Raw genomic sequence first — 21,578 nt, 5'->3', positions numbered from 1 at the left:
TTCCCTGGTGGAGGCCGGCCGGTGAGCACCATCGCGTTCCTCAACATCGGTATGCACGGGCACGTCAACCCGACGCTGCCGGTCGTGGCCGAGCTCGTCCGGCGCGGCCACACCGTCACCTACCACACATCACCGGCGTTCCGTGCGCAGATCGAGGCGACCGGCGCGACAGTGCGCCCCTACCCCGGAGGCGAACTGCCGCTTCCCGATCCGCCGACGCCGGTCACGCTGCTGGAGTCCCTCGCGGGCACCACCGTCCGGTTGCTGCCCGCCGTGCTCGACGACCTGCGCCGCGACCGGCCCGACCTGATCGTCCACGACAGTTCCTGCCTGTGGGGCGCGGTGGCCGCACGTGAACTCGACGTACCGGCGGCCTCGTCGTTCACCACGTTCGCCTTCAACCGGCAGGTCCCCAGCCCCACCCGCGGGTCGTGGCAGCTGCTGGCAGAGGCACGGACGCAACCCCGCAGCGTGCGGGGCTACCTGCGCTCCCGCAGGGAGCTGCATCGCCGCTTCGACGCGCGCGGGGTGCCGCCGCTCGACCTGCTGAACATCCGTCAGCCGCTGAACCTGGTCTATACCTCACCGGCGTTCCAGCCCGCCGTCGAGCACTTCGACCAGTCCTACCGGTTCGTCGGCCCGAGCATCGGCGCCCGCCCGGTCGACCCGTCGTTCAAGACCGACCGGCTCCAGGACCCGGTGCTGTACGCCTCCCTCGGCACGGTGTTCAACGCCGACCCGAAGCTGCTGCGCACGTTCGCCACCGCACTCGCCCCGCTGGGCGGCACGGTGATCGTCTCCACCGGGCAGACCGATCCCGACGCGCTGGGCCCGCTGCCGGCCAACGTGCTGCCCCGGCGTTTCGTGCCTCAGCCGGAGGTGCTGGCCCGTGCGGCGCTGTTCATCACCCATGGCGGCATGAACAGCGTCAACGAGGCCATGTTCGCCGGGGTCCCGATGCTGGTGGTCCCGCAGGGCGCCGACCAGCCGATGATCGCCCGTCGCGTCGCAGGGCTCGGCGCGGGCCTGTCGCTCCGTACCGAGGACGTCGCGCAGGGCTCGGTGCGCGCCCTGGCCCGACGTCTGCTGCACGAGCCCGCGTTCCGGGCAGCCGCGACGACCCTCAAGGCCGCCCAGCACGACGCCGGTGGATATCGGCGGGCCGCCGACGAGCTGGAGCGGTACGTGCATACGGCCGACTCGGTCCGCCGGCCGGTCCACGCCGATCCGTCACAGCGAGGTTGAGCGATGTCCGCTGTCGTCGTCCTGCTGCTGTTCGCCGGGCTGTCCGAGGCCGCCGGGCGCATCCTGCCGCTGCTGGCCCGTCGGCCGGGTATGCCGCGGCTGCTCGTGGCCGGGTTGCTGCCGGCTGCCGGCCTCGTCGAGGCCGCCGTGTTCGCGCTGTGGCCGCTGACCGCGTGGACCCTGGCCGAGCTGGTGGTGTCCTCTCCGCCGCCGGGCGACGGGATGGGCTGGACCCCGGGCCTGGTCGCGCCGCTGATGCTCTCCGCCGTACTCGCGTTCCCGCTGCTCGGGCCTCTGCTGCACCTGCTCCTCTTCGTGGGGGTCGGCGCCGGGCTTGCCGAACCGCTGGCGGAGGCGACCGGGCTCGGCTGGTGGGGCGCCGCCGGCTGCGTGGCCGTCGCCGGGGCCGGACTCGGTGTCGCTGTGGAGGCCGTTCGGCGTCTTGTCGTACGGATCAGTGCGCCCCGGACACCGGAGCCGATCGCATGAACGACTTCCTGTTCTGGGCCTGCGTGCTCGGGCCCGTCCTGCTGGCCGAAGGACTGCTGGCCCGCTACGAGGTGCTGGTCTACAGCGCCGGCTTCCGGGCCCCCACCAGCGAGCTCCCCGAGGGCGTGCCCTATGCCCGGGGTGCTGCAGCCGACCGGCCCCCGGAGGCCTACCTGGTCTACCTGGACGGCATCGGGAAGCGTCGCGTGCGCGACACCCGGGACGGCGGTCAGCTGGTCAAGGCCGTGCTCGCCGCAGCGCCGGAACTGCGCGTGCTGGGGCAGGTGCAGCCCTACTCGCCGCTGGCCGACCCGCTCGCCGACCGGCCGGTGTGGGCGTGGCTGCGCCGCCGCGTCGGGCTGCTGCTGTTCCTGCACAACGTCATGCAGATCTTCGTCGCCGCCGACCACCGCTACCGCCCCCTCTACAACCGGGCCGTCGGCTCCCAGATCGCCACGCAGCTGCGGCTCGCCGGCTACGAGCCCGACAGCGGCATCCCCGTGGTGCTGCTCAGCTACAGCGGCGGCGCCCAGGTCGCCACCGGCGCCGTCGACGAACTGCACACCCGGCTGCGCTGCCCGCTCCTGCTGATCACGCTCGGCGGGTTCCACAACGGCGCCAACGACCTCGCAAAGGCCGAGCATCTGCATCAACTCACCAGCGCCTACGACCGGATCGAGCGGGTCGGCACCTGGATGTTCCCGCAGCGCTGGCGGCTGCTGCGCGGCAGCGGATGGAACCGCGCCCGCCGCGCCGGGAAGATCACCGTGCACCGACTGGATCCGGCCACCCACCTCGGTCCGCGCAGCTACATCAGCCCGTCGGCTCAGCTGCCCGAGGGCCGCAGCCACCTCGACCGCACGGCCGACACCGTGATCGCACTCATCCGCGCCCGGCACTGGGCGAAGGCGGCGACGGACCGCCCGAGGTCATGAGGCCCCATGTCATGAGGCTCCGTGTCATGAGGCTCCGTGTCTGCGGATCAGCTGTCGGTCTCCGTGCGGCGGCCGGCGGCTCCGTCGTCGTCGAGCCCGGAGACCAGGCCGCGCAGCAGGGGGCCGTACTCCGGGTGGGCGAGGGCGGAGGCCATCTGGGCCACCAGGTAGTCGGCCGGGTTGCCGGTGTCGTACCAGCGGCCCTTGATGACCTGGCCGTACACCGCGCGGGTGGCGGCGTAGGCGTTGATGGCGTCGGTCAGATACACCTCGCCGGTCCGGTGCTCGTACCAGCGGCGGGTCTGCTCGCGCAGTTCGTCGATGATGCCGGGGGTGACGACGTAGCCGCCGATCGCCGCGTACGACGAAGGCGCGGCGGCGGGCTCGGGCTTCTCGACCAGACCGGTGATGCGCAGCTGGCCGTCCCCGAGATCCTCCTTGACGATGGGCACGCCGTAGCGCTGGGACTCGGTGGGGTCCATCGGCAGGAGGGCCAGCACCGGGCAGCCGGTCTGCTCGTAGGCGCGGATCAGCTGCTGGGCGCGGGGGACCTCGGCCACGAAGACGTCGTCGGGCCACAGCACCAGCACGGGCTCGTCGCCGAAGGAGCGGGCGGCGTTCAGCACGGGGGTGCCGTTGCCGTACGGGCCGTACTGGTCCAGGTAGGTGATGTGGCCCTGGCGGGCCAGCTCGGCGACCTCCTCCACCGCGTCGGCGTACCCCGTCTTGCCGTCCTGGCGGAGCTGCTCGACGAGGGCGGGGTTGGGGCGGAAGTGGTCCTGGATGAGGCTCTTGCCGCCGGAGACCACGATGGTGATGTCGGTGATGCCGGAATCCACCAGTTCACGCACCGTGTGCTCGATGACCGGCTTGTCGCCGACCGGGAGCATCTCCTTGGGTGTCGCCTTCGTCAGGGGCAGCAGTCGGGAGCCGAGTCCCGCGGCGGGGATCACAGCCCTGCGGATCGTCGGGGACATCACATCTCTCTCGGTCGATCGACGCGCCGCACCGGCGGACACGGCACGTGTTCGACGCTACCAACGCCTGCCACGACCCCGCCGACCGCCTCATTCGCGGATCGCGGCCGGGCTCGGGCAGCTCTGACGGACGTCCGGGGAAGGCGGCTCCCGGCGGCGCGCGCCCTGGGATGCCCGCTTGTAGCCTGGTCGTCCAGGACTGGAGGACTCCATGCCCGCCGAGGATGACGCAGCCCCCCTCGACCAGGCCGCACAGCAGTTCATGGCAGCGCGCCCCCAGCTCTTCGGCATCGCCTACCGCGTGCTCGGCAGCACGGTGGAGGCCGAGGACATCGTCCAGGAGGCGTGGCTGCGGTGGCAGAAGACCGACCGCACCGACATCCAGGAGCCGACGGCGTTCCTGACGACCGTCACGACGCGGCTGGCGATCAACGTCGCCCAGTCCGCGAGGATGCGCCGTGAGTCGTACGTCGGACCCTGGCTTCCGGAGCCGGTCGACACCCGGGCGGATCCGCAGGTGGGTGCGGAGCGGGCCGAGGCACTCGACATGGCGGTGCTGCTGCTCCTCGAGAAGCTCAACCCCGTGGAGCGGGCCGCCTACGTGCTGCGGGAGGCCTTCGCCTACCCCTACAAACAGATCGCGGACATCGTGGAGTCCAGCGAGGCCAACACCCGCCAGCTGGTGAGCCGCGCGAGGAAACACCTGGCGGCGGAGCGCAGGGAGCCGGTCAGCGCCACCGATCACCGGCGCCTGCTGGAGGCCTTCCTCGCCGCGGCACAGACCGGCAGTCTGTCGGTGCTGGAGGAGGTCCTCACGCAGGACGTGGTCAGTTACGCCGACGGTGGCGGGATGCGCGGGGCATCCAGGATCCCGGTCGTCGGGCTCGAGCACGTCTCCAAGTACCTCGCCGCCTTCGCCCCGCGGTTCTGGCCCTCGACGGACGTGCGCTGGGTCGAGGCCAACGGCAGGCCGGCCGTCCTCATCGTCTCGGCCGACGGCAATCCGATGGCGCTGCTCTGCGTCGACGTGTCGGCCCGGGGCATCGAACGCATCATGTGGGTCATGAATCCGGCCAAGCTGGCCCCCTACGTGGCTTCCCTGACCAGCTGAGAATGCTCCTACCGGGTGCTGTCACAGATCCGGCCCCTGGTCGGTCGTAGTGGGTGACGCCCCCTGATCGGAGAAGACCGTGGCAGTCACCGAACAACGCCTTTCCACCATGGTGCTGGTGATCGGCACCGGAGGTGCGGGCCTTCGCGCGGCGATCGAACTGGCCGAGGCCGGAGTCGACGTCCTCGCGGTGGGCAAACGCCCCAAGGACGACGCCCATACGGCACTCGCCGCCGGAGGCATCAACGCGGCGCTGGCCACCATGGATCCCGAGGACAGCTGGCAACAGCACGCGGCGGACACGATCAAGGAAAGCTATCTGCTCGCCGACCCCCGCACCGTGGAGATCGTCACCCAGGGCGCCGGCCGGGGCATCGACGACCTGGAACGCTTCGGCATGGCCTTCGCCCGGGAGGAGGACGGCCGTATCTCGCAGCGGTTCTTCGGCGCGCACAAGTTCCGGCGCACCGCATTCGCCGGCGACTACACCGGTCTGGAGATCCAGCGCACCCTCGTCCGCCGCGCCGAGCAGCTCAGGATCCCGGTGCTCGACGGCTTCTACATCACCAGGCTCCTGGTACATGACGGTGCCGTCTTCGGTGCCTACGGCTTCGACCTCGCGACCGGACGGCGTTGCGTGATCCACGCCGACGCCGTCATCCTCGCCGCCGGCGGCCACACCCGGATCTGGCGGCGTACCTCTTCGCGGCGCGACGAGAACACGGGGGACTCCTTCCGCCTGGCAGTGGAGGCCGGAGCCCGCCTGCGCGATCCGGAGCTGGTCCAGTTCCATCCCTCCGGCATCATCGAACCGGAGAACGCGGCAGGCACCCTGGTCAGCGAGGCCGCCCGGGGCGAGGGCGGGATCCTGCGCAACGCCCTCGGGGAACGGTTCATGTCCCGCTACGACCCCGACCGGATGGAGCTGTCCACCCGCGACCGGGTGGCCCTGGCGTCCTACACGGAGATCAAGGAAGGGCGGGGCACCCCCAAGGGCGGTGTGTGGCTCGACGTCTCCCATCTGCCCCGGCAGACGATCATGACGCGACTCCCCCGCGTCTACCAGACGATGCTCGACCTGCAGATGCTGGACATCACCCGCGAGCCGATCGAGATCGCGCCCACCGCGCACTACTCGATGGGCGGCGTGTGGGTGCGTCCCGAGGACCACAGCACCGATGTGCGGGGCCTGTTCGCCATCGGTGAGGCGTCGAGCGGATTGCACGGCGCCAACCGCCTCGGCGGCAACAGTCTCATCGAGCTGCTGGTCTTCGGCCGCATCACGGGCCAGGCCGCCGCCGCGTACTCGCAGTCCCTGACCGCGCAGCGCCGGTCGGCGTCGGCCATCGCCGAGGCCCGCGCGGAGGTCGACGGCCTTCTCGCGGCGGACGGGCCGGAGAACGTGCGTGCCCTGCAACGCGCCATCCGCAACACCATGACCGAGCACGCCGGCGTCGTACGCGACGAAGAAGGCCTGCGTGCGGGGCTGGCGGAGCTCGCGGTGATCGAGAAGCGGATGGCGGACGTCGGCGTCCACCCCGACATCGCCGGCTATCAGGACCTCGCCCACGCCTTCGATCTCAAGTCCGCCGCCCTGGCGGCCCGGGCCACCCTCGAAGCGGCGCTGGAGCGTCGCGAGACGCGGGGCTGTCACAACCGCAGCGACTACCCGGACCTCGACCCCGCTCTGCAGGTCAATCTCGTGTGGTCCCCGACGGCCGGTGTCACCCGCGAGAGCATTCCGAGCGTTCCCGACGAGATCTCCTCCCTGATGGAGGAGATATCGACCGACGGCAAGCTCGCCGAATGAGCTGCTGTGCGAGCTGCTGTCACAAGTAGGGCCCCTGTCCTGTCACTTCAAGTGCAGACCAGAATTCTCTCCGAGAGGAAACCGCCATGAAGGTCGTAGTGATCGGTGGAACCGGGCTCATCGGTTCGAAGCTAGTCGGCAAGCTGGAGGAGCAGGGGCACGAGGCGGTCGCGGCCGCGCCCAACACCGGTGTCAACACTCTGACGGGCGAGGGCCTCGCCGAGGTCCTGAAGGACGCGTCGGTCGTGGTCGACGTGTCCAACTCCCCTTCGTGGGAGGACGACGCCGTCATGAACTTCTTCCGCACCTCCACCACCAACCTGCTCAATGCGGAGGCCGAGGCCGGCGTGAGGCACCACGTCGCGCTGTCCGTGGTCGGCACCGACCGCCTCCAGGAGAGCGGATACTTCCGCGCCAAGCAGGCCCAGGAAGAGCTGATCAAGGCGTCCGGCATGCCCTACTCCCTCGTCCACGCCACCCAGTTCTTCGAGTTCATCAAGGGGATCGCGGACATCTCGACCGAGGGCGACACGGTGCGGCTGGCCCCGGCCAAGTTCCAGCCGATGTACTCGGACGACGTGGCAGCGGCCGTCGGCCGTACCGCGGTCGGCGATCCCGTCAACGGCACGGTGGAGATCGCGGGCCCCGACGTGTTCCGGCTCGACGAGCTCATCCGCGAGACGCTCTCCGCCCAGAACGACCCCCGCACGGTCGTCACCGACCCGCACGCCCCGTACTCCGGTGCCGAGTTGGAGGAGACCACGCTCCTGCCGGGTCCGGACGCGCACATCGCCGGGACCAGGCTGTCCGACTGGCTCGCGAAGCAGCAGTAGGTGCTGCGACGTGGCCCCTGCCCGGGAGATGCCGTATGGCGGGTACGGATGACACGGTCCCGATCGCCGAGCTGCTCGACGAGCGGCGGCATCTGCTGCATGTCGCGTACTGGATGCTCGGCAGCAGCCGTGCGGCGGAGCGCGTCATCGACGAGACGTACCGACGGTGGTTCGAGCTGCCCGAGCCGGTGCGGGCGCGGATCACGGCGCCGCGTTCGTGGCTGGCGAGCGTCGCCGGGAGTATCTGCCTGACGTGGCCGGCCCTGCCCGGACAGGACAGGACCGGCGCGGTCGCCGGCCTCGTGCGCCGGACCGAACCGCTTGCTGCCGAGCCCCTGGGCTCCGAAGCGGCCGACCGGGCCCGGCACAGTCTGGGGGCCCGGCGCGAGCGTCCCACGTCGGCCCGGCAGCAGGACGCGGTGGCGCGTGCGGTGCACCTGGCCTGCGTGACGCACGACGAGGGACTTCTGACGTCCCTCCTCGCGGCCGAGGCCACGGCCTTCTTCGACGGTGGCGGCAAGGTGCGGACCCTGATCAATCCGGTACGCGGCAACACCCACGTGGCCCGCACCCTGCTGATCCTGCTGGCCCGCCATCCGCGGACCAGCTTGCACCCCCACCCCGTCAACGGGCGGACCGGTCTGGTGGTGCGCTACGGCCCCCAGGTGGCCGCCGTCATCAGCCTCGACGTCGCCGGCCCTCAGGTCGTCCAGGTGTGGGGCACCCTCAACCCCGACAAGCTCCGCACCTGGAACCGCCCCTCACCCGGCACCGGCGGGCGGTGCTGACCCCGACTGGGGTGTCCAGGCTGCTTCGGCTGCCTGTGCGGTGGGATGAGTGGCGAAGACTTGGTCCAGGCCGACCAGGCTGAAGATGCGGCTGATGGAGTGGGGGACCGCCGCCAGGGCGATGCCGGCGCGGGCGGCGTCGGCGTGGTTGCGCGCGGCGATGAGGGCGGTGATGCCACTGGAGTCGCAGAAGGTGATGCCGGTCAGGTCGATGACGAGCTGCTGGCCTGCCTGAAGGTTCAGGTCGGGCAGCAGGCCGCGGAGCTGCGTGCAGCTGTCGTAGTCGAGTCCGCCGGTCAGTTCCATGACGGGCCCGGCGGCGGTGCTTCGGGTGTGGATGGCGAGGTGGCTCACTGCTGCTCTTCACTGGTGGGTCGGGGCACGCTGATGGCGAGGACGGCGGTGTCGTCCTCCACGCCGGTGCCGAACGTATCGAGCAGGTCGCGGATGGCGGAGACGACGCCGGACGCGGTGGTGGGCGCCAGAGCCTGAGCGAGGTCGAGGAGCGCTTCGTCGCCGTAGCGGTCGTCGTCACCGGTCGCGGCCGTGTGGGCTTCGGTGAGGCCGTCGGTGTGGAGCATCAAGGTGTCGCCGGCTTCGAGGCGGATGGTGGTGGTGGCGATGTGGGCGTCGGGCAGCACGCCGATGAGCTGTCCGCCCGGGGTGGGCAGGTAGTCGGCGCTGCCGTCCGCGCGCAGGAGCAGCGCCGGGGGGTGGCCGCCGGCGGCCAGGGTGATGTGGAAGCCGCCCTGATCCGTGTCGGGGGTGAGCAGTCCGAAGATCACGGTGCAGAACCTGGGGTCGATGCCGTTGTACTCGTGGTTGAGGACGGTGTTGAGGTTGCTCAGGACGGCGGCCGGGTCCGGGTCGTACACGGCGGCGGCGCGCAGGGTGTAGCGGGCCAGGGAGGTGACGGCGGCCGCGGCGGCTCCCTTGCCGCATACGTCGCCCAGGAACAGTCCCCACGCCCCGCCGGCGAGTGGGAAGAGGTCGTAGAAGTCGCCGCCGACCTTGTCGGTGGAGGCGACGTGGTAGTGCGCGGCCACATCGAGTCCGGGCACGTTCACCAGGGTCGGGGGCAGCAGGGTCTGCTGCAGGGTGGCGTTGAGGCGCTGGAGTGCTTCGCGTTCGCGTTCCGCTTCCTGCCGCGCGCGCAGCAGTTCGATTTCGTAGGCGCGTCGGTCCCGGGCGTCGAAGACGGTCGTGCGGATCAGCAGCGGCTCCCCGTCGGGGCCCGCCTTCACCGCCGAGGTGACCAGGACGGGCAGGCGCGAGCCGTCGGCCGCCTTCAGCTCCAACGCGATGCCGCGGACCTCGCCCTGCATACGCAGCAGCGGGGCGAAGTGCGTCTCGTGGTAGAGGCGGCCTCCCACGGTGAGCAGGTCGGAGAACGTCCTGCGGCCCACCAGGTCACCGCGGGCGTGACCGAGCCAGTTCAGCAGCGTCGTGTTGACCTTCGCGATGGTGCCGTCGAGCAGCGTGGACAGGTAGCCGCACGGCGCGTGCTCGTACAGATCCTCGGCGCTGTCCTCCAGCAGCGCGGAGAAGGCCGCGCTGTCCACACCGTGCGGTTCCCCGGGCGCCGGAGGCTCTCCGCTCTCTCTGTCGCCGCTCTTGCACATCATCGCGCGGCTTGGACGAATTCGCTGATCGCGGCGGCCGTCTCTTCCGGTGCGGCGAGCTGGGGGCAGTGCCCGGTCGCATTCAGGGTGACCAGCCGGCTCCCGGGTATCCGGGACCGCACGAATTCCCCGACCTCCGGGGGCGCGATCGCATCGTTCGAACACTGCGCGACCAGGGTGGGAACGGTGACCTTCGCAAGATCGTCTCGATTGTCGGACAGGAACGTCACCCGGGCGAAGACGCGGGCGATGTCCGGGTCGGTGCGGCAGAAGCTGTTGGTCAGCTCCTCACCCAGCTCCGGCCGGTCCGGATTCCCCATGATCACCGGAGCCATGGCGCCCGACCAGCCCAGATAATTGGCTTCCAGGGAGCCCAGGAGTTCGTCGATGTCCTCGGCGCTGAACCCGCCGCGATATCCGGTGCCGGGATCGTCGATGAAACACGGCGACGGGGCGAGCAGCACCAGACCGGTGAACGCCTCCGGCTCCTGCGCCGCGGCCAGGACGCCCATCATCGCGCTCACCGAGTGCCCCACGAACGTCACCGGGCCGAGCGCCAGATCACGGCAGATCTCCAGCACGTCCTCGGTGTAGCCCTCCAGCGTGGAGTAGCGTTCCTTGCTCCACGCCGACAGGTCGGAGCGCCCGGCTCCCACGTGGTCGAACTGGACCACGGTGAATTCGTCCTCCAGGCGCGGCACCACCAGCCGCCACATGTTCTGGTCGCATCCGAACCCGTGCGCCAGCATCACCACCGGCCCCCCGGCCCGGCCGGACACCGTCACATGATTCCTGCTGCGCACCGTCATGCACCCCATCCTCGCAGAACACAGCGAAGGCGGTTCCGGGTCCGGGGCCGGGCGTCCGGGGCTGAGAGGCGGGGGTACAGTCTGCTCGCTGCGTCCCGCGCCGGCCCGGGCAGCGCGGCTCCCCTGTCTGCTGCGGCCCGGCCAGGTGACGCCATGACCAGCACACAGGACCAGACCGAGCCTACGTCCGCCCCCGCCGCCGCGTCGGCACCGGCGACGGCGCAGGAACGCGTCACGCGGATACGCCGCCGACTGGAACGGCTGATCGGCATCGCGGCGACCGAGGGCAACGCACTGACGGCTCTGCGCAACGGGGACGAGATCTTCCCCGCGATGCTGGCGAGCATCCGCTCCGCCGAGCACACCGTGGACATGATGACCTTCGTGTACTGGAAGGGAGACATCGCCCACGAGTTCGCGCAGGCGCTGGCCGACCGGGCTCGGGCGGGGGTGCGGGTGCGGCTGCTGCTGGACGGGTTCGGCAGCCGGCTGATCGAGAAAGACCTGCTGAGGGAGATGGACCAGGCCGGCGTCCAAGTGATCTGGTTCCGCAGGCCCCTCGCCCTCTCCCCGTTCAAGCAGAATCACCGCTGCCACCGCAAGGTCCTGGTCGTCGACGAGCGGACGGCCTTCACCGGCGGGGTCGGCATCGCCGAGGAGTGGTGCGGCAACGCGCGCGACGAACACGAATGGCGTGACACCCACGTCGAGGTGCGCGGGCCGGCGGTGGACGGCATCGCGGCTGCTTTCGCGCAGAACTGGGCCGAATGCCACGACGAGCTCTTCGACGACCGCGACCGGTTCATCCCGCACCGCCCGCAGGGCGACTCGGTGGTACAGGTCGTACGCGGATCGGCCGGCTTCGGATGGCAGGACATGCAGACCCTGATCCGGGTGATGCTGGAGTCCGCCGAGGACCGCTTCCGGCTGGCCACCGCCTACTTCTCACCCGACGCCCACTTCGTCGACCTGCTGTGCGCCACCGCCCGGCGGGGCGTTCAGGTGGAGATCCTGCTGCCCGGCCCCCACACCGACAAACGGGTCTGCCGACTGGCCGGCCAGCACCACTACGACGCACTCACCGCCTGCGGCGTGAAGATCTACCAGTACCAGCCGACGATGTTGCACACCAAGGTCATCACCGTCGACGGCGTCGCCGCCCTGGTCGGCTCCACCAACTTCAACCGCCGCTCCCTCGACCACGACGAAGAGATCATGCTCGCCGTCCTGGACCAGGAGTTCACGGCCACCCTCGACAGCCACTTCGCCGAGGACCTGGAGTCCGCCACGCTGATCCGGGAGGAGCGGTGGAAGAGGCGCTCACTGCTGCAGCGGGCGAGAGAGGTTGCCGTCGTCCCCATCCGGCGCTTTCTGTAGCTCCGGTACCCGCAACTGGGCTTCGTTGTCCGACCCCGCCGCCCACGGCGGCCGCAGTACCGCTGGTGAACAACGCACCATCCTGAGGGGACCCGTCGGCCATGGCCGACGGGTCCCCGGGCGCGCTGTTGACTGCATCATCCGCTGCTACTGCGACGGCCGGCCACGGCTTCCTCGACGACACCGTTCTCCCGGCCGAATCGCGCACCGGATCACCAGCACTGCAAATCGCCCATCTGACGGGCCCTGTCGCGTGCGCGTCGTTTTACCGGTGCGTGCGGAGTCCGTCGAGGATGAGCGCGAGCATGTGGGGTGCCCGATCCTCGGGGCTGGACACGGCGCGCCACAATGCGCCGGTCAGTTGGAGGAAGTCTCCAGGGTCGGCGTCGGGGCGGATGCTTCCGTCCTTCTTGCCGGCGTCGAGGAGTTCTGTGATCGCGGCGATGACCGGGCCGTAGCTCTGCTCGCTGATCGCCTGGTGCGCGCCCGGGCTGAGGGCGTCGCCGAGGCCGTGCTTTCTGCGCATGGCCTCGACGAGGTCGGTCGTCCAGTGGCGGAGCGCTTCCAGTGGCGGCATCTGGGCCAGCAGATCGGGCACGGTGCCGATGATGCGTGCCACCTCGTCCTGGTAGACGGCCAGGACCAGCGACTCGCGTGTGGGGAAGTTGCGGTACAGGGTGCCCGCGCCGACTCCTGCGCGCTGGGCGATCTGGTTCATCGACGTGCTGCCGTCCGCCGTGAGCGCTTCGCGTGCGGCGGCGAGGATGCGCGCCCTGTTCTCACGGGCGTCTGAACGGACCACGGGACCTCACCTTGCTAAGTGGAGAGTTCTCCACTACGTTATATGGAGAGCTCTCCACATACTTTAAGGAGCGTCATGCATTACATCAAGCTCGGCACGACCGGCCTCGACGTATCCCCGATCGCGATCGGCGCGATGACTTACGGCGAACCCGACCGCGGGCACCCCGTCTGGTCGAAGGGCGAACAGGACGCGCGACCGCTCATCCGGCACGCGGTGGAGGCGGGGATCAACTTCTTCGACACCGCGAACATGTACTCCAACGGTTCCAGCGAGGAAATCCTCGGCCGCGCGCTCAAGGACTTCGCGGACCGCGATGCCGTGGTGATCGCCACCAAGCTGCGCCATCCGATGCGGCTGGGACCCAACGGACGGGGACTGTCACGTAAGGCGATCATGACTGAGGTCGACCATTCGCTGCGCCGCCTCGGCACGGAGTACATCGACCTTTACCAGATCCACCGCAACGACCACTCCACCCTCTGGGAGGAGACCCTCGAGGCACTCAGCGACCTAGTGAGGGTCGGTAAGGTCCGCTACCTCGGCGCCTCGTCCATGCACGCGTGGGAGTTCGCGAAGGCGCTGCACCTGCAGAAGCAGAACGGCTGGGCGCGGTTCGTGTCGATGCAGGACCACTACAACCTCCTCGCCCGTGAGGAGGAGCGCGAGATGATCCCGCTGTGCCTGGACGAGGGCGTCGGCACGATCGTCTGGTCGCCGTTGGCCCGCGGCCGCCTCGCCCGCGCGTGGGACGACGCCCGTTCCACGGTGCGCTCCGAGACGGACGGCGCCTACGCGGACCTGCTCTACTCGCCCGCGCAGGAGGCGTCCAACCACGCGATCATCGACGCGGTTGGGCAGGTCGCGGACGCCCACGGCGTCAGCCGCGCACAGGTCGCGCTCGCCTGGCTGCGCCGCCAGCCGGTCGTCACCGCACCTCTGGTCGGCGCTGGCTCGGTCCGGCAGATCGACGAGGCAGTGGCCTCCCTCGACATCGAGCTCACCGACGACGAAGTGCGCGCCCTGGAGGCCCCGTACACCCCCCGGTACGACTGGCAGGGCGTCTCGGACGAAGCCGAGATGGAGGCCATCCGCAAGCGCGTCCCCGGAATGGCCCTCGCATGAACCCCATCGTCCGCTCCGGCGCTGCTGCCCGCGCCGGAGCCCTGCTCATCCTTCTCGGCCCGCTCGTGTCCTGGATCGCCGAGTTCATCAGCGCCGCCGCCTGGCAGGACCCGCCGTACTCGCCCCTGTACAACTGGGTCAGCCACCTCGGCCTGACCGGTCCCCCGCAGACCGCGTTCGGACAGGTCGCCAACTCCCCTCTGGGTGCCGTCATGGACGCCGGCTGGGTGATCTACGGCACTCTCTTGATCATCGGCACGTTCCTCATGGTCGACCCGCGCAAGGGCGCCCGCCCGATCATCATCATGATCCTCGCCGTCCTCGCCGGCGTAGGTGTCTCGCTCGTCGGCATCTTCCAGGGCTCCAACGCCAACGTCGACAACGGCCTGATCGCATTCCACACCTTCGGCGCGCAGGGCGTCATGCTCGCCGGCAACATCATGGCGATCGTCGTCGGAACCAGCGGAACCCGCATCGGTCTCAGCAGGGGCCGATCGATCGCGAGCATCACCCTCGGCACAGCCGGACTGATCGCGTTCCCCCTCTTCATGACCAACGTGTTCACCGGCTGGATGTGGAACATCGGCCTGTTCGAGCGCGCCGTGATCTACCCGATCATGATCGGGCACGCCCTCCTCGGAAGCAGCGTGGCCGCCGCCCAACGGCATCATGCGACGCACCCGCTGGCACCCCCTACTGCACGAGTCGAGAGCTGAGGAGAGACAGATGACACGAGTACTGGTCACCGGAGGAACAGGCTTCATCGGGAGCTGGTGCATTCAAGCCCTGCTCGACGCCGGGCACACCGTCCGCACCACAGTCCGCGACCTGCGGCGCGAGCCGGCACTGCGCTCCTGGCTCCAGGCGGCCACACCGTTCGACGACAACCGTCTCACCGTCGTACGCGCCGACCTCGAACACGCCGACGGCTGGGAAGCTGCCGTCGCCGACTGCGAATTCGTCCTCCACGTCGCCTCGCCAACCCTGCGCCATACGCCGACGAACGACGACGGGCTGGTGGTCCCAGCCCGGGAGGGCGTCTTGCGGGTGCTGCGCGCAGCCCGCGCCGCCCGCGTGCGCCGGGTCGTCCTGACGAGCGCCTTCGGTGCCATCGGGATCGGGCACCCCCCACGCTCGACCCCGTTCACCGAGGAGGACTGGACCAACGTCGACAGCGATATCCCGCCCTACCAGCGGTCCAAGACGCTGGCCGAGCGCGCCGCCTGGCAGTTCGTCGAAGAGGAAGGCGGTGGCCTGGAACTGACAGCGGTTCATCCCGTGGGGGTCCTTGGACCACTGCTCGGCCCGGACGACCCACCATCCCTGCGTCTTGTGCGCAGAATGCTCGAGGGACAGGTTCCTGCATGCCCGCCCTTCGGGATGGGCTTCGTCGACGTGCGCGACGTCGCGGATCTCCACCTGCGCGCGATGACCGATCCGGCAGCCGCCGGCGAACGCTTCCTGGCAATCGCCGGGCACAGCCTGCGCGTCATCGACATCGCACGCATTCTGCATGACCGCCTCAGTGAGCGCGCCGCCAAAGCCCCGACCCGTGAACTGCCCCTGTGGCTCGCACGCGCACTGGGCCTCGTGAACCCGGAACTGCGACTGCTCAGGCACCAGCTCGGCCGGAATCTCGACGCCACAAGCACCAAGGCGGAGAAGCTTCTCGGGTGGCGAGCGCGTCCCATCGAGGACACCATCGCGGAGACCGCTGAGAGCCTCCTCGCCCACGGCATCTCGCGGTGAGCAATCCGGGCCGGTCAACGCGGCTCCCGTTGTGAGCGCTGGAGTTCCGGCTTCATGAGGTGAAGCGAAGGACGCTGGGCGGATCCAGGCCACTGCGACATCCTGGCCGCCTTCGACGCCGGCTACGGCGCCCCGCGCTTGGTCCCCTCCTGCCCGGGCTGCCGGTCGAGGTCCTCGGACGAATGCGCACGGCCCGGGTGATGCGCGAACCACTGCGCCTGTGCCTGCTCCACTGTCCAGTGGGTTGAGCCCTACGAGGCGGGCAGCGCTGGGGCGAGGATCTGGGCATGCCAGGATCACCGACATGGCTGATGACGCATGGACGGATACCGAACGGCTTGGGCAACTGGGACAGCTGTCGGTCGTTGCAGGAGTTGTCAGTGGACGTGCGGATCGAGGTCCATGCGGTGGGCAGATCAGGTGACCGCCGTCGTCTCGTGCCCCACCGGCGTCGTGAAACCACGCTGCTGACGGAGGTAGTTGACGCTTGCGTGACCACGCTCGGTGGTACTGCGTTGGGCTGGGTGACACGCGTGCCATCGGAGTGTTCGAGCAGTCTTTGGCTGCCGACGTTGTGCTGAGGACCGCAAAAGCCCCTCCGGGCCGTCCTGTCTTGGCAGGTGGCCCCTGGTCTCCCTCTCGGAGACCAGGCGCCATCAACGTTCAGGTCACCGATACAGCCGCTGAAACGATCGTGGCGGCAGCCAGCGCGAGCATTGCCGTTCTCGCTACCATCACCAGTCGACTGGGCCGGACGCGCTCAGTCCTCCCGACACCATCAACGGTGCGGGCGCACGTTCCCCCTACACTGCCGACGCCTGTCGCGCCCCGGCGTCCGCATCCCGAAGCTGCACACACAGCGCGCAGAGTGTCCTCTTCTGGGTTGGCCGATCGGACGTCGGTACCCGGGTTCGCGAGGATTCCGAAGACCTTCATGCCCGCTCAACGACCCAACTCCAGCTGGGCAGTCGACACATCACCCATTCGCCACACCGCTCGCGCCCCCGGAGTGCAGCGCGAGGGCCTGGCACTGACGGCCGGGAAGCCAGGCCCTCGGCGCGCCGGGGAGGCTCATGCACGATTGCACCGGACAGGCTGGCCCGCCTGCGGGCGCGCGGACGCACTTCCTCCCAATCCCCCGGCCGGCGGACAGCAGAGTCCAGCCGGTGGCCGGAGTTGCCGGCTCGGACGCGGCAGCGTGGCGCCCACCCGTAGTCCGAGCGCAACCATCCGTTCTGACCAGCACGGACTACTCACAGCGAAGACGCAGTCAACCGCGCATGCGTCGTGTCAAGCTTCCAACGACACCATCACGTCAGGACACGACCGTGCCCCCCTGACCCATCCGCGCTCTCGCCGCCAAAGACGCAACCAGTTGGCCTTTGTGGGCCGGCTGCGGCGCCGCCGCCGGACTAACCCCCTGTTCCTGCCTAACGGGTCTGCAGAGCCGAGCTCTACCGTTCCTCCGCTTGGTGTGAGGTTCGGAGCCTGCGAGGCGTGGGGGGCGTAGGGTCAGTCCTTAACCCATCGCTCCCAGGCGGAGTCCAGGCGGGAGTGCAGGGTGAAGCGGGGGTCAGTGCCGACGCAGTCGCGGATTTCGGCGGGGGCCCCGACGAGATGAAAGTGCACTGGTGGGCCGACTGCGAAGAGCGTTCTCAAGCCGTATCTGTCTGCGGCGTCCGTCAACAGCAGTTCCCGCAGGTCGAGGAAGAGGATGCTGACCCCGGCCTCGACGCGGTCCTTCAGTCCTCGCCGCACAGGGTGGATGGTTGCGGGGCCGAGCGTTCCGCTGATCGCCATCCACACGCGGGGCGGGGCCTCGGCCAGTACGCGCATTCGTACAATCATGGTTCCCAACGGTGTCCCCCGGTTGCCCCCGTCGGCTCCTGGACCGGCGGTGATCCCACCCCCTCCAGGTGGGCCCTCGAGCCTAGTCAGCCACGTCTGTGCCGCCTGCGCGATGACGGATGCTCCTCGCTTCCCAAATCTCCGCACGCCGTTCACGCCAGGTGAGCTCGCGACCTGCCCCAGGATGGGCCTACGGCAGCACATGCGCCCTTCCAGTGGTGAAGGCACGGTGAAACTCCCGGACAAGTACCGTCGGTAACCCTCAGTGGTGACTGGCGGCCGGATGATCAGCCGATACCTTCAGTGCCATGCCGTGAGCGTTCTGCCGTGGCAGCGCTGCGGCCCCAGGGAGGAGAAGCCCGAGGCGGGCGCAGGCGCGGCCGGCAGACGGGCCGCGATTCCGGGGAGGACTCGGTGCCGCCCCAGAATCGACGGCCGCATGGGTGGCCGGACCTCTGTCGGCTGAGGAGCAGAGGTCCAACCTCGCCCGCTCGAGCCTGGCCGCTTGAGCGCCTCGGTGCGGTCCTCGCGTGGGGAACCTCAAGGCCGACGACTGGATGGCGCTGGGTGCGGTGGCTGTCGCCGTGGTCGCAGCGGTCATCAGCATTTGGCAGGCATTCATCGCCCGCCGCTCCGGGGCCGAGCAGCTGAAGTTGGCCAGGCGGGTCCAGCGTGAGCAGAACGAGCCGTACGTGATCGTCGACATCGCGCCGCACGACACAGGGTCCAGGCTCCCCGTGCTCAGCATCCACAACAGCGGTCCCACCATGGCCCGGGACGTACGCATCCAAGTGATGCCGGAGCTCGTCTGCGCACACCCCAACCTGACTGAACGTGTCCAGCGGGCCGTGTCCCGCACCATCCCCTTCCTCGCCCCGGGCCGAAGGCTGGTATACCCGTTCGACACGAGCCGGCGCTGGGAAAGCGGCCTGCCCCTGCAGTTCGACGTCACCGTCAACGCCCACGAATACAACGGGGGGTTTCCATGATTCGGTCGCTCCTGCGACGTCGTCGGGCGGCCTCGGGCCTCCCGGTCCCGGACGCGTGCACGCCCGGCCGGCACGCCCTGGCCACCCGGAACCTGCTGTTCTACACCCCGGTGACCCGGCTGGATGCGTTGGCGGCCATCGCCGCGGGCGCGGACCCCGATGCCCAGCGCTGGCAGGGGAACCAGATGGACCAGGTCGTACCGGACGCCGACACCAGGCGGGCCCTGCTGCGCCTGGGCCCCACCGCAGCCACCCCGCGTTGGTTCATCAGGTCCAACCCCGAGCTGGCCCAGCCCTTCGAACCCAGCCCCGAGATGCCCGAGTTCATGGTCTGTGTACGCCGCGACACCGGGCGCTACGCCGGATACCTCGAACTCCACCACGACAGGGGTGAGATCGGCGGCATTCTCGCCCCCGACCATCGAGGCCAGGGCTTCGGCACTGAACTGTTCCTGGCGGGCGCGGAGTTCGCCCATGGCCACGCCGGGCTGCCGACGGTACGGGCGGGCACGGCGACGGCGAACCTCGCGTGCCGCCGCGCCCTGGAACGCGCCGGCTTCGTCCCGGCCCCCGGCCCGGCCCGCCACACCCTGCCGGACGGCCGTGAGCTGGACACCGTCTGGTACCGGCACGAGGGCGCCGCGTCGGCGTGTGCGAAGCCTTGAGGCAGGAGTGGAGGGGCGGAGGAGCGAGTCCGCGGCCTCGGAACTCGGCCGTGTCCAGCTCGAACCCGAGAGGGGCGGGCAGGGACACGGTCAGCCCGGCCTTGTGCCGGGCACTCTTGGCGTAAGCGTCGCCGGACGGCTCGGAGTGAACCGTCACCTCGCCCTCCTCGCGGTCGATCAGGAGGTAGACCGGGATGCCGGCGCGGGCATAGCCGTGCACGCCTGGCAAGGCCACGAGGGCGACCACAGGTACCACTACCGGGAGTGGAGTGAAGACCGACCGGATCCGGGACTGCCGCCAGCGCGGCAACGGTCACCATCACGTTGTCCAGGCCGGCGCCCACATGCACAACCTCGCTCTCGCCTGATGAGCAGACGACTCCACTCATGCGCTCTGGCCTGCCCGAACGCAGCCTTGTGCAACACGCTTTACGACCTCGTGCACGGTTGGCCGCGGCTTGGCGCCCGGGTCGCTCGTTGAACTGTGCATGAAGGGGGCTGGGGCGCGTGAGTTGATCGTGGCGGAGTACCAGGTCACCGGGCTGTCGCCGGGGGTGATCGCTGACTGCTTCGTCGGTCGTGAGCCCCCCTCAAGTTTCAGGACTCACTGCCCTCGTCGGATGCAGAACTCCATCGTGCGCAGCAAGCACAGTGACTCGGCACCTGCCCCGTCCGTCAGCTGCGCCCCACATCGCAAGGCCCGTTCATGCACTCACAAGGCAGGGCCGAGCTTCCCGGCCCAGTGCACAACCAGTGCACACTCGGCCGGGAACTCCTGGGCAATCCCGGGAAGTGGAGGGAAGTACTCCGAATCGTCCAACGCAATTTCCCAGGTCAGCAAGGGCGCTGGTCAGGCCCAGGACGTCACTGGCGTGAACGAACTGTCCTGCCGGAACAGGTCCGTCCCATCCGCTCGTTCCACCCGCAGCTGATAGCTGTAGTGCCGCAGGTAGTACCCGGGATAGTTGTACGACTCGAAGCGGAGCGAGCCGCTCGATGTGCCCGCGCGGGCGACGAACGTGGCGTCCCTCGCGAACGTCGACGTGCCGTCGTTGGTGTCGAATCGGGCCCGGAAGTCCCAGTGGCGCAGGTACTTGCCGGAGGAGTCGCGGAAGGAGCAGCCGTTCGCGTCGGCGAGGCCGGGCACCACCGTGAAGGTCGATGCCTGCTTCTCGGCGGTCGTGCTGGAGCCGCTGACCACCGGGAGGTTGAGCAGGGAGGACTGCGCCTGCCAGTAGCGGGTGGGGTAGTTGGCCGACTGGAAGGACCGGGTGACGTTCTTCGCCGGGGCCGGGCCGCCCGTGACGGTCTCCTTGATGACCGTGAAGTGGCGGGCCGTTCCGGAGAGGGCGGGCAGGGCGGCCGGGGCGGACCAGGTCGCGAAGGTGTCGTAACTGTCGCTGTAGTAGTACGTGCCGTCGCCGTAGCCGTCGAAGAAGAGCCGCCAGCCGCCGTTGTCGAGCTGGACGAGCGCCGGGCCCTCGCGGTAGCTGCCCCAGCCCGCCCAGTCCCCGGTGCGGGAGATCGTGTACGGGCCGGTGAGGCTGGACGCCGTGGCGTACTCGATGTACTTCGTCGTCTCGTTCTTCGCGAAGGCGTGGTAGGTCGAGCCGAGCTTCACGATGAAGGTGTCGATGTGGTTCGCACCGATGCCGGACAGCGCCACCGGTGAACTCCACGCCGTCAGCGCGGAGTTCGTGGCCCTCAGCAGATACGGCGTGAAGATCCACTCGTCGTTGGTGGTCGAGCAGGACACGATGACGTTCACGCTGCCGTCACTGTCGACGAACCACTCAGGCGCCCACGCGCGGGAGAGGCCCGCGATCGGGACCGTGTAGTCGTACAGGAACGTCCAGTTGAGCCGATCGGTGCTGCGGGCGAAGCCGATGGTGGTGCTGGTGTCCTGCCAGGTGTGGGTCGTGTAGGTGACGTAGTAGTAGCCGTTGGTGTGCTTGAAGATGCTCGCGTCGCGGATGCGGTTGCTCGGCGGGGTGTACGCGGAGGCCTTCGCCAGACGGAAGTCGGTGGCGTCGTCCGACTGATGGACGTTCACGGTCCCGTCGTTGCTGTTCAGGAACGGCACGATCGTGTAGCGGGTGGCGGAGCCGCTGGGCGGGGCGGCGGCAAGGGCGGTACCGAGCAGTCCGGGCGCTTCACCCAGCACGAGGGCCGAGGCGGGCAGGACGGCCATCGCGCGCAGCAGGGTGCGGCGGGGCGGTCTGGGGGGCGGTGGGGTCACGGCGGCTCTCCATGACGTTCAGGGGTTCGGGGATTGAGGTCACACGGCTCAGGACGTCCATTGTGTTCGATATATCGAACACAGTTCGGTGAGGCGATCAGACGGTAGGGGTGGGACCAGGCCTCGTCAATCCTTCGCGCACGCAGCCGAAGAGGCCTGTGGGAA

Annotated in this window: 20 protein-coding genes and 2 pseudogenes; 14 read left to right on the top strand and 8 right to left on the bottom strand. The window is 69.5% G+C overall.

Annotated features, from left to right (window positions below; genetic code table 11):
* Nucleotides 1-21: 21 nt before the first annotated feature.
* Genes AB5J55_RS38175 through AB5J55_RS38165 form a run of 3 tightly spaced genes read left to right on the top strand, consistent with a single transcriptional unit; the run spans nt 22 to nt 2,669 of the window.
* Nucleotides 22-1,245, top strand: a complete 1,224-nt coding sequence (locus AB5J55_RS38175; protein ID WP_369275008.1) for a macrolide family glycosyltransferase — start codon at nt 22-24, stop codon at nt 1,243-1,245.
* A gap of 3 nt (nt 1,246-1,248) precedes the next feature.
* Complete coding sequence (locus AB5J55_RS38170) at nt 1,249-1,734, top strand: hypothetical protein (RefSeq protein WP_369275007.1); 486 nt, start codon at nt 1,249-1,251, stop codon at nt 1,732-1,734.
* A complete protein-coding gene (locus AB5J55_RS38165) occupies nt 1,731-2,669 on the top strand; it encodes a hypothetical protein (protein WP_369275006.1) in 939 nt (312 codons plus the stop codon). The genes AB5J55_RS38170 and AB5J55_RS38165 overlap by 4 nt, the downstream gene beginning before the upstream one ends.
* Before the next feature lie 47 nt (nt 2,670-2,716).
* Here the strand turns inward: AB5J55_RS38165 and AB5J55_RS38160 are convergent, their stop codons facing one another.
* Nucleotides 2,717-3,646: a UTP--glucose-1-phosphate uridylyltransferase gene (locus tag AB5J55_RS38160; protein WP_369275005.1), complete on the bottom strand. Its 930-nt coding sequence runs from the start codon at nt 3,644-3,646 to the stop codon at nt 2,717-2,719.
* Between the two features lie 211 nt (nt 3,647-3,857).
* Between AB5J55_RS38160 and AB5J55_RS38155 the strand changes: the two genes are divergently transcribed.
* The 4 genes from AB5J55_RS38155 (at nt 3,858) to AB5J55_RS38140 (ending at nt 8,188) form a co-directional block, all read left to right on the top strand.
* A complete protein-coding gene (locus tag AB5J55_RS38155; protein WP_369275004.1) occupies nt 3,858-4,757 on the top strand; it encodes an RNA polymerase sigma-70 factor in 900 nt (299 codons plus the stop codon).
* Nucleotides 4,758-4,866: 109 nt separating this feature from the next.
* Nucleotides 4,867-6,567 carry an L-aspartate oxidase gene (locus AB5J55_RS38150; protein WP_369276407.1) on the top strand — a complete coding sequence of 567 codons (1,701 nt, stop codon included), beginning with the start codon at nt 4,867-4,869 and terminating at the stop codon, nt 6,565-6,567.
* Between the two features lie 86 nt (nt 6,568-6,653).
* Nucleotides 6,654-7,400, top strand: a complete 747-nt coding sequence (locus AB5J55_RS38145) for an SDR family oxidoreductase (RefSeq protein ID WP_369275003.1) — start codon at nt 6,654-6,656, stop codon at nt 7,398-7,400.
* Between the two features lie 35 nt (nt 7,401-7,435).
* Nucleotides 7,436-8,188: an RNA polymerase subunit sigma gene (locus AB5J55_RS38140; protein WP_369275002.1), complete on the top strand. Its 753-nt coding sequence runs from the start codon at nt 7,436-7,438 to the stop codon at nt 8,186-8,188.
* On the opposite strand, the gene AB5J55_RS38135 is transcribed toward AB5J55_RS38140, so the two are convergent.
* From AB5J55_RS38135 to AB5J55_RS38125, 3 genes are read right to left on the bottom strand one after another with little or no spacing between them, the layout of a single operon-like run.
* Complete coding sequence (locus AB5J55_RS38135; protein WP_369275001.1) at nt 8,162-8,542, bottom strand: STAS domain-containing protein; 381 nt, start codon at nt 8,540-8,542, stop codon at nt 8,162-8,164. The two genes, AB5J55_RS38140 and AB5J55_RS38135, sit on opposite strands and share 27 nt — an antisense overlap.
* Nucleotides 8,539-9,810 (bottom strand): PP2C family protein-serine/threonine phosphatase, encoded by a 1,272-nt coding sequence (locus AB5J55_RS38130; RefSeq protein ID WP_369276406.1) that lies wholly within the window; start codon nt 9,808-9,810, stop codon nt 8,539-8,541. Before AB5J55_RS38130 ends, AB5J55_RS38135 begins: the two co-directional genes overlap by 4 nt.
* Entirely contained in the window at nt 9,810-10,619 is an 810-nt protein-coding gene (locus AB5J55_RS38125) for an alpha/beta fold hydrolase (protein ID WP_369275000.1), read from the bottom strand. The genes AB5J55_RS38130 and AB5J55_RS38125 overlap by 1 nt, the downstream gene beginning before the upstream one ends.
* A gap of 153 nt (nt 10,620-10,772) precedes the next feature.
* On the opposite strand from AB5J55_RS38125, the gene AB5J55_RS38120 reads away from it, so the two are divergent.
* Nucleotides 10,773-11,996: a phosphatidylserine/phosphatidylglycerophosphate/cardiolipin synthase family protein gene (locus tag AB5J55_RS38120; protein WP_369274999.1), complete on the top strand. Its 1,224-nt coding sequence runs from the start codon at nt 10,773-10,775 to the stop codon at nt 11,994-11,996.
* A gap of 265 nt (nt 11,997-12,261) precedes the next feature.
* On the opposite strand, the gene AB5J55_RS38115 is transcribed toward AB5J55_RS38120, so the two are convergent.
* A complete protein-coding gene (locus AB5J55_RS38115; RefSeq protein ID WP_369274998.1) occupies nt 12,262-12,798 on the bottom strand; it encodes a TetR/AcrR family transcriptional regulator in 537 nt (178 codons plus the stop codon).
* 75 nt (nt 12,799-12,873) lie between these two features.
* Between AB5J55_RS38115 and AB5J55_RS38110 the strand changes: the two genes are divergently transcribed.
* Genes AB5J55_RS38110 through AB5J55_RS38100 form a run of 3 tightly spaced genes read left to right on the top strand, consistent with a single transcriptional unit; the run spans nt 12,874 to nt 15,672 of the window.
* Nucleotides 12,874-13,923 carry an aldo/keto reductase gene (locus AB5J55_RS38110; RefSeq protein ID WP_369274997.1) on the top strand — a complete coding sequence of 350 codons (1,050 nt, stop codon included), beginning with the start codon at nt 12,874-12,876 and terminating at the stop codon, nt 13,921-13,923.
* Entirely contained in the window at nt 13,920-14,639 is a 720-nt protein-coding gene (locus AB5J55_RS38105) for a DUF998 domain-containing protein (RefSeq protein WP_369274996.1), read from the top strand. Before AB5J55_RS38110 ends, AB5J55_RS38105 begins: the two co-directional genes overlap by 4 nt.
* 10 nt (nt 14,640-14,649) lie before the next feature.
* Nucleotides 14,650-15,672 (top strand): NAD-dependent epimerase/dehydratase family protein, encoded by a 1,023-nt coding sequence (locus AB5J55_RS38100; protein ID WP_369274995.1) that lies wholly within the window; start codon nt 14,650-14,652, stop codon nt 15,670-15,672.
* A 1,512-nt stretch (nt 15,673-17,184) separates the two neighbouring features.
* On the opposite strand, the gene AB5J55_RS38095 is transcribed toward AB5J55_RS38100, so the two are convergent.
* Entirely contained in the window at nt 17,185-17,508 is a 324-nt protein-coding gene (locus AB5J55_RS38095) for a hypothetical protein (protein ID WP_369274994.1), read from the bottom strand.
* A 542-nt stretch (nt 17,509-18,050) separates the two neighbouring features.
* Between AB5J55_RS38095 and AB5J55_RS38090 the strand changes: the two genes are divergently transcribed.
* Both AB5J55_RS38090 and AB5J55_RS38085 read left to right on the top strand, forming a co-directional pair.
* The gene (locus tag AB5J55_RS38090; protein WP_369274993.1) at nt 18,051-18,509 is read left to right on the top strand and encodes a hypothetical protein; all 459 of its coding nucleotides are present in this window, start codon (nt 18,051-18,053) and stop codon (nt 18,507-18,509) included.
* Complete coding sequence (locus AB5J55_RS38085; protein WP_369274992.1) at nt 18,506-19,174, top strand: GNAT family N-acetyltransferase; 669 nt, start codon at nt 18,506-18,508, stop codon at nt 19,172-19,174. Before AB5J55_RS38090 ends, AB5J55_RS38085 begins: the two co-directional genes overlap by 4 nt.
* Nucleotides 19,175-19,235: 61 nt before the next feature.
* On the opposite strand, the pseudogene AB5J55_RS38080 reads toward AB5J55_RS38085, so the two are convergent.
* Nucleotides 19,236-19,394: pseudogene (locus AB5J55_RS38080) on the bottom strand (Uma2 family endonuclease); the annotation flags it as partial.
* 64 nt (nt 19,395-19,458) lie between these two features.
* Between AB5J55_RS38080 and AB5J55_RS38075 the strand changes: the two are divergent.
* A pseudogene (locus AB5J55_RS38075) lies at nt 19,459-19,542 on the top strand (IS5/IS1182 family transposase); the annotation flags it as partial.
* 482 nt (nt 19,543-20,024) lie between these two features.
* Here the strand turns inward: AB5J55_RS38075 and AB5J55_RS38070 are convergent.
* On the bottom strand, nt 20,025-21,413 hold the full coding sequence (locus AB5J55_RS38070) for a glycoside hydrolase family 43 protein (RefSeq protein ID WP_369274991.1): 1,389 nt from the start codon (nt 21,411-21,413) through the stop codon (nt 20,025-20,027).
* Between the last annotated feature and the right edge of the window lie 165 nt (nt 21,414-21,578).

The sequence above is a fragment of the Streptomyces sp. R11 genome (assembly GCF_041051905.1).
In the GTDB taxonomy this organism is placed as follows: Bacteria; Actinomycetota; Actinomycetes; order Streptomycetales; family Streptomycetaceae; genus Streptomyces.
The sequence above is the reverse complement of the archived record's forward strand: the minus strand, read 5'-3'. Positions and strand labels throughout refer to the sequence as shown.

Bases quoted from the DNA above. Each gene is read 5' to 3' on its own strand.
- AB5J55_RS38145 (WP_369275003.1), top strand. From the start codon at position 6,654: ATGAAGGTCGTAGTGATCGGTGGAACCGGGCTCATCGGTTCGAAGCTA.
- AB5J55_RS38155 (WP_369275004.1), top strand. From the start codon at position 3,858: ATGCCCGCCGAGGATGACGCAGCCCCCCTCGACCAGGCCGCACAGCAG.
- AB5J55_RS38160 (WP_369275005.1), bottom strand. From the start codon at position 3,646: ATGTCCCCGACGATCCGCAGGGCTGTGATCCCCGCCGCGGGACTCGGC.
- AB5J55_RS38095 (WP_369274994.1), bottom strand. From the start codon at position 17,508: ATGCGCGTACTGGCCGAGGCCCCGCCCCGCGTGTGGATGGCGATCAGC.
- AB5J55_RS38125 (WP_369275000.1), bottom strand. From the start codon at position 10,619: ATGACGGTGCGCAGCAGGAATCATGTGACGGTGTCCGGCCGGGCCGGG.
- AB5J55_RS38110 (WP_369274997.1), top strand. From the start codon at position 12,874: ATGCATTACATCAAGCTCGGCACGACCGGCCTCGACGTATCCCCGATC.
- AB5J55_RS38140 (WP_369275002.1), top strand. From the start codon at position 7,436: ATGGCGGGTACGGATGACACGGTCCCGATCGCCGAGCTGCTCGACGAG.
- AB5J55_RS38150 (WP_369276407.1), top strand. From the start codon at position 4,867: ATGGTGCTGGTGATCGGCACCGGAGGTGCGGGCCTTCGCGCGGCGATC.
- AB5J55_RS38130 (WP_369276406.1), bottom strand. From the start codon at position 9,810: ATGTGCAAGAGCGGCGACAGAGAGAGCGGAGAGCCTCCGGCGCCCGGG.
- AB5J55_RS38170 (WP_369275007.1), top strand. From the start codon at position 1,249: ATGTCCGCTGTCGTCGTCCTGCTGCTGTTCGCCGGGCTGTCCGAGGCC.
- AB5J55_RS38100 (WP_369274995.1), top strand. From the start codon at position 14,650: ATGACACGAGTACTGGTCACCGGAGGAACAGGCTTCATCGGGAGCTGG.
- AB5J55_RS38105 (WP_369274996.1), top strand. From the start codon at position 13,920: ATGAACCCCATCGTCCGCTCCGGCGCTGCTGCCCGCGCCGGAGCCCTG.
- AB5J55_RS38085 (WP_369274992.1), top strand. From the start codon at position 18,506: ATGATTCGGTCGCTCCTGCGACGTCGTCGGGCGGCCTCGGGCCTCCCG.
- AB5J55_RS38120 (WP_369274999.1), top strand. From the start codon at position 10,773: ATGACCAGCACACAGGACCAGACCGAGCCTACGTCCGCCCCCGCCGCC.
- AB5J55_RS38165 (WP_369275006.1), top strand. From the start codon at position 1,731: ATGAACGACTTCCTGTTCTGGGCCTGCGTGCTCGGGCCCGTCCTGCTG.